Annotated in this window: 5 protein-coding genes; all 5 read right to left on the bottom strand. The window is 45.0% G+C overall.

The window, feature by feature from the left end:
* The coding region (locus ACESLU_RS10345) for a hypothetical protein (RefSeq protein ID WP_372638576.1) at window positions 1–517 on the bottom strand (517 nt) is incomplete at its 3' end.
* A gap of 282 nt (window positions 518–799) precedes the next feature.
* Entirely contained in the window at window positions 800–1,729 is a 930-nt protein-coding gene (locus ACESLU_RS10340) for a caspase domain-containing protein (RefSeq protein ID WP_372638575.1), read from the bottom strand.
* Between the two features lie 27 nt (window positions 1,730–1,756).
* Entirely contained in the window at window positions 1,757–2,689 is a 933-nt protein-coding gene (locus ACESLU_RS10335) for a caspase domain-containing protein (protein WP_372638574.1), read from the bottom strand.
* A 15-nt stretch (window positions 2,690–2,704) separates the two neighbouring features.
* The gene (locus ACESLU_RS10330) at window positions 2,705–4,930 is read right to left on the bottom strand and encodes a hypothetical protein (RefSeq protein WP_372638573.1); all 2,226 of its coding nucleotides are present in this window, start codon (window positions 4,928–4,930) and stop codon (window positions 2,705–2,707) included.
* A 20-nt stretch (window positions 4,931–4,950) separates the two neighbouring features.
* Window positions 4,951–6,037 (bottom strand): hypothetical protein (locus tag ACESLU_RS10325; RefSeq protein ID WP_372638572.1); only part of this gene is annotated, 1,087 nt, incomplete at its 5' end.

Here is a 6,037-nt window from a genome sequence, read left to right as displayed (position 1 = left end):
CCAGCAAAATAAAATTTACTGCGGATTCAAACCCGCTAATTTGTTCATTATAGACAAATGGTTTAGAAGAAATTACGGAAGGTTGATACGCAGCATTTTTGCCTGAATGAACCTCTGGTATCAACAAAACATCTTCGTATGAATCCCGGTATCCGATATTTTTTTCAAAAACTGTTTTAGCATCCTGATCAATTGATTTCAACTTATCGTCATAAGTTATAATCGAATTCACGTTTTTTGCCAGCTGATCAGAGATATGCGTTTGCACACCATTGGGAGGTAAAATCTGTTTATTAACAACCTGGTTATTTTGTAATGATATAACACCGATATCCTGGTTGGGATTTTCAAGCAATCGCCCTTCATTCAATAGCAAAGTATCCTGGGCGTGAGTACTATTGGTCACACCCAAAAAGACTATTAAAATGCAAACATTTTTCAGAAATGAATGAAGTGCAAATACTGATTGTAAACTTTGTTTTGTTGGTATATACAGATCTACTGTATTTCCTTTCATGGTTGACTCCCCCCTGTCTCTTTTAAAGCCTGTCAAACCTTTGAACATATGGATATTCTCAATTTTATACTACCGTTCTACTTTGATCTACGAAACCATAGCAGAGTTTTTTTTAAAAGCCTTACGGGCCAGGATTACAGTTGTGGTTTTGGTTACTGGAAATATTACAAATTCCTTATTGCGTTCTTCAAAGAGTTCAATAATCAGATAAATAGATTATATGGCAAAGGATGATTAAACCGGGCATAGTTGCAGACATCAACATGTTGTTTACCCATGTAATTAGGGATTTGCAGGCGTATGGATCCAACCTTCGAGAAAATTTTCTCCCATCCGATTTCGTTGCCCGAACAGTTGAGGCGTTTGGGTCACGCCGGGCCTTGAGGGATTGATTATGGTACTTATTTTATCAGCTACATTAGATTGCAGCTGGGTCACAAAATCGTGATAACTGATCTGCATATTGCTCTGGTTGACCGAATCCAGGATGGCCTGTGTAAACAACCCATGCCCGATACGGCTGCTTTCCCATGAAAGCTCATTATAGTGGCATGCCGATAATAGCGTTGACTTGGTAGCGGGAATCAATGTCTTGTTGGGATCTGGATCCAGATCAATGGTCCCATTTTCCTCCCGAACATTGGAAACATTATTAGACAACTGGTCGATGTTTTCAGCACAGATTCCACATGGAATAAGAGTAGTCAAAAAGTTTACAATTGTTTCTATAAGATCGCTTGCAAATTCCGGTGTCCGGCATTTCAAGGCGGTATCAGCCACATGTAATCCCCCCGAATTACAGGCGTCGGTAATAATGGTGAAATTGACTGCATCGGGATACAGATCCTCCGAGATACTCAAGAGATCCCTATCGGTAATCCATGCTCCGGAAGCCGGTACCAGAGCCTCATAATACTGGTCGCAATCAGCCTTGGAAAGATCTGCACGCAGGCGGGAGCCGTGGCCGGAAAAGTAGAAACAGACGGTATCGCCGGCCTCGGATATTCGAATTAAATGCCGCAAGGTAGAGAGAATATTATCTCTGCTGGCTTTAAGATCTTCCAAATGATAAATCTGGGAAAACCCAAAGCTATCATTCAATAAATGATATATACTTCTTGCATCGTCCACACAGGCATTTAAATTGGTTCCCCCACTGGGATCCAGGATTGAATAATTGTTGATTCCAACGGTTAATGCTCTTTTAGTCATGGCGTTAAATTTTTGAGTTTATAAATACTAAATAGAGGTCGTCCAGCCTTCCAGGAAAGGATGATCCATGCGTCCTTGCTGGCCACGGAGCGTAGGATTCTGGTTGCCATTTGAAAAGCTCGTTACACGTGTTACCAATTCGTCAATCAGCTCATTATAGCTGATACGAAAGTTGCTGCTGTTAACAAGATCTATCAAAGCTTTGGTCAGGTATCCATGCCCGCGGGCGGGATCCTCACGTGCTACTTCGTAATATTTACAAGCTGCGATGAGTGTGGCCTGAGCTGAATCTACAAAGGTCTTGTTCGGATCTTCTTCAAGATCTATTAACACCTGATTGTCGTCGATTTGCGGATTACTGACATTCGGAAACAACTCATTCGTATCATCCGGCAAACACATACCAAAGGGCCACATTTCGCGAATACTTTCGAGGAGATTGGCTGTATTTTCATCAAAAGGTACAGATCTGGGTATGGACTCTTCCGCGGTATCTGAGGGGTGCATACCGCCCGAATGGCAGGAATCAATAAAACAGGTAAAATTAATTTCATTGGGATCAAACCCGGCCTGATGGGCTGCCTGATGTAGTCTGAAGTCATAAATCCAGTCGCCCTGATAGGGAATAATCGACTGGTAGAACCGCGTATTATCCTCCGCTGTGTTAGCAGGCAGCAATCCCCCATGACCGGAAAAAGTAAAGCAAACCGTATCTCCGGCCGTAGCATTGGAAAACATATAGGTCAATGCACTTAACATGTTCCGGCGGGTTGCCCGGTCGTCTTTCAGCAGTATTACATTTTCACGGGGGAATCCAAAGGCCTCGATAAGCAGATGGTACATACTATCGGCGTCTGCCACGCAGAAGTTTAAGGTTGGCCAACTTAATCCGACTTGTTGACTATGCTGGCTCTGGATTGTATAGTCATTTATTCCGACAACAAGAGCATGTTTTGCCATAATTTTTTTGTTTTTTTAAGAAAGATCAATACCTATTAGTGTTTCGTTAGTTTCTATCATTTCATTCCTTGTCAATGTGTTGTCTTTGCTGACAACGGTAGTCTGATAGCGGTAGGTTCCTTTGGTATCATCGACAATATGAAGCTCGAATGGAACCGGATCCGATACTGACTCTTCCAGTTTCAGACGCTCCCGCACCTGCCGATCATTTTCCGGATCATCGTACTCAATATCTATGAATACCATTTTTATAGAGTCGGGTTGGAAGAGCGGGATAAATTCAATATTAATGACTTTGAATGGATTGGGAATCGAAATACGGGTAGTTTCAGTTGTAATCGGCTCCGTTTCACGTACGTTTCCATCCTTCATTTGATATTTGATGAAGTAGGCAAAGGATTTATTATCGACATCTGAAGAACGAATCTTCCAGTTCTGATCACCGGCTGCACTCTCGGAGAAAAACAGGGTATCCTTCTGATTCCAGCCGTCTGCCGATTCATAGCTGAGGTGAAGCTCCACATCAGATACCTGCGTCCAGTCTACTTCTGTTGCAGAAGCGACAATTTCAAGGAAAGCCAGTGAATCGAAGGGATGCAGCATCAGGGTTCGATCTTCCGTCATTTCTTTTTCAAATTCATAGCTTATGCTGTCACCCTTCCAGTCAGAATCCGGATCAAAATGGTACTGCACGGAATAACTGTATTGGTTAACCCCGGGAATGGTTTTTACCAACCAGTCCATTTTCTCCGGGCTGTCCTGATCGATGACAAAATCCTTGTGTTTTTTGTCCTGTTCCCCTTCCCTACCGTATTTCAACTGCACATGGGCCGAAGAGAGCCCAATCCGGTCTTTGTCAAAAGGTGTTTCCACGGAAACCCGGAATTCCCTAAAGAATGGATCGTCGCCGTCCACCTCGAAAAAATGTCCCTCCTTGGCCAGATCTTCGGTCAACAAGCCGAAAAATCCCTGCGGAGCATAGGTTCGCTGTACGGCCTCCGACCGGGTGAATTTGAAGGTGAGGGTCTTTTCTTCAATTTGTTTAATAAATTTTAGCTTGAAAGACACCAGCGCTGAGTCAACAGATATATTCGCTGAATTGGGGATGGAATTCTGACGCACCCCGGCGCTCTGTGCAGACGTCGAGGGAGTCTGCTGCGGAGGCATTTCTGTTGCCGCCGTTGCTGCATTCTCCTCATTTTCTGACGTGACCGGCGGGTTTTGAATGACCCCCGCGGGCTCGGGGGCCCCTGAGTTTTCATCCGGTCGAGGGGGCTGGGACGAACCGTCTTGTTCCTGTTCCGAAGAATCATCTTCGGAAGGTTCCTCCGGGACAGGAGGGGGCTGGGGCGGTTCAGGTCTCAAAGCCTCAGCACGTGTTTGAACCGCATCCAGATTTTCAGCCTCGGCCATTCCACCGGCAAACTGTCCCGGGGTTAAGGTGGGTTGGAACCACTGGTTCAGAAGCTTTTCTTTAAAGAAGTTTAAAGCCCAGTCTTCTTTATTGGCACGGTCATCTTCGGTGGAATAATTAATAACATTGATCTCTATCACGCCATCTTCTACCAGTTTTTCAAAACCCGCATCTATCCCGGCTCGCACATAATAGACCTGCCCCTCAAGCCCCGCACTAAAATGGTCGTACACCCGTTTCAGATTGGCCTTAATTTCTACTTCGAGGGCCGGGCGAAGGCCGGAATATTTCAGGCTGTACACGGCCCCAATCGGGGTTCCCTTATCCTGAAATACATTTTCAAGGATTGTGGCTCCTTCCTGGCTAAGCGAAAGACTGAACGCAGCATTATTGTTGCCATGTAGAGAGGGCTTGGTTGCTCCAAGGATATTTTCGACGGCGTGAAATGTTCCTTCTGTGGAAACCTCGGCTGTGGTTCCGGCGCTGCCTTGCAGATCAAGTGCAATACATTCTACCGTTCCATCGTCGAAAGGGACGGCGGACAGTTTGGGCTGGCCTTCCGCCATCGAGGAAATCCTTGACATGATTTTTCTCTCGATATCCGGGTCCAGTTTTAAGTTTACCTCAACCATCAAAAAACCTTGTCCTTCAATGGTATCGCCGGAGACATCCCCATATTTGATAAAGGTAAACGAAGCGCGGTTGTCGTTAGCCCGGCGCGCGAGCTGCACAGGGCCGGGAAGATACCAGAACTGATCGGGATCCGCATGATCCGAGAATACCGTTACGCCATCTATTGTGATTGTTTTGCTCCCTATTTCTAACATTGTTGGATGTTTTAATTTAATTAGTTTCCTGTGAGTATAAGCTCGGCTTTGTTTGATGTTGTCCACCCTTTGGACCTTTTGAGTCCGTTTTCGTGATGCGTCGTGAGCTGATATTCAAACGCTGAGCGGTTGCGGTCAGCATAATCGTACTCAAAATAACGGATGCGGTCTTCTGCGGAATCAAAACTGAAAGCACTGCTGAAGGAAAGGCCTGCCTCACTGTCTTCAAATTTTAACTGAAGCTTTGCCTCCCGAATTTTTTTTGTCTCAAATGGAATGCCTGCAGGATCAATGGCGACGATTTTATGGCCCCGCATCTGCGGTGTAAGAATGATGCGGTCCTGAAGAGTCTGACACGGGGGCACTTCCAGAATACGCCCATCGGCAAAAATCATCGTGACCTTATATTGCATAATACGGTGTTCAGGATTTTTAAACCGACGCAATACTATTTCTTTAGGAGCATCGTCAGCTTCGCTGAAGCTAACTGTGTGCTCTTCCCTGATGTCATTTTCTTCATCCTCGTATTTTATATCTATAAAGATATTTTTCACTTCTGTCCAATCCACAGCCGGTACGAAGGTTAATCTTCGTTTTTTGGGGAAAGGGTCACGTATGGTTATCCGCTCTTGATCCGTTTCGGTCCATGGTATTTCGATATCCCGGTGATCTGCGGCCCGGTAGATAAGCTTATAGCTAAATGTATTTTTAGCTGGGTCCAGTGTAAATAGGTTCCATACTTTTTCTTTGTTATCTTCATTCAATGCAAAGGTATCATCTATCGTGATTTCATTCCCGGGATCGTGGTACCGGGTATATACTTCTACATTCGGGTAGGTCTCCCAGGGGAAATCAAGTGCCACAATCGCTATGGGGATCGATCCATAAAGCTCATGGGGACGCACTTCATAGTTTTCCACATCGATGACCTCGGTTGGCGATGTAAGCTGGTCAGGCCGTTCCATATTATCTACGTCCCCGAAATGGACCTCGTAGGAAATGGAAACGGGCCTCAGCATCTCACCGTCCCGGATTTCACTCAGCCACTCAATCGTATCTTCGGACTTTGTCTTATCCAGTACGGTATTTTTACTTTCACCATCATAT

Origin of the sequence: Fodinibius sp., assembly GCF_041642155.1 — a bacterium.
GTDB lineage: Bacteria > Bacteroidota > Rhodothermia > Balneolales > Balneolaceae > Fodinibius.
This window is presented reverse-complemented; position numbering and strand designations above follow the sequence as displayed.

What these genes read in the sequence shown, in the direction of transcription:
- ACESLU_RS10330 (WP_372638573.1), bottom strand. Translation starts at nt 4,930, where the DNA reads ATGTTAGAAATAGGGAGCAAAACAATCACAATAGATGGCGTAACGGTA.
- ACESLU_RS10335 (WP_372638574.1), bottom strand. Translation starts at nt 2,689, where the DNA reads ATGGCAAAACATGCTCTTGTTGTCGGAATAAATGACTATACAATCCAG.
- ACESLU_RS10340 (WP_372638575.1), bottom strand. Translation starts at nt 1,729, where the DNA reads ATGACTAAAAGAGCATTAACCGTTGGAATCAACAATTATTCAATCCTG.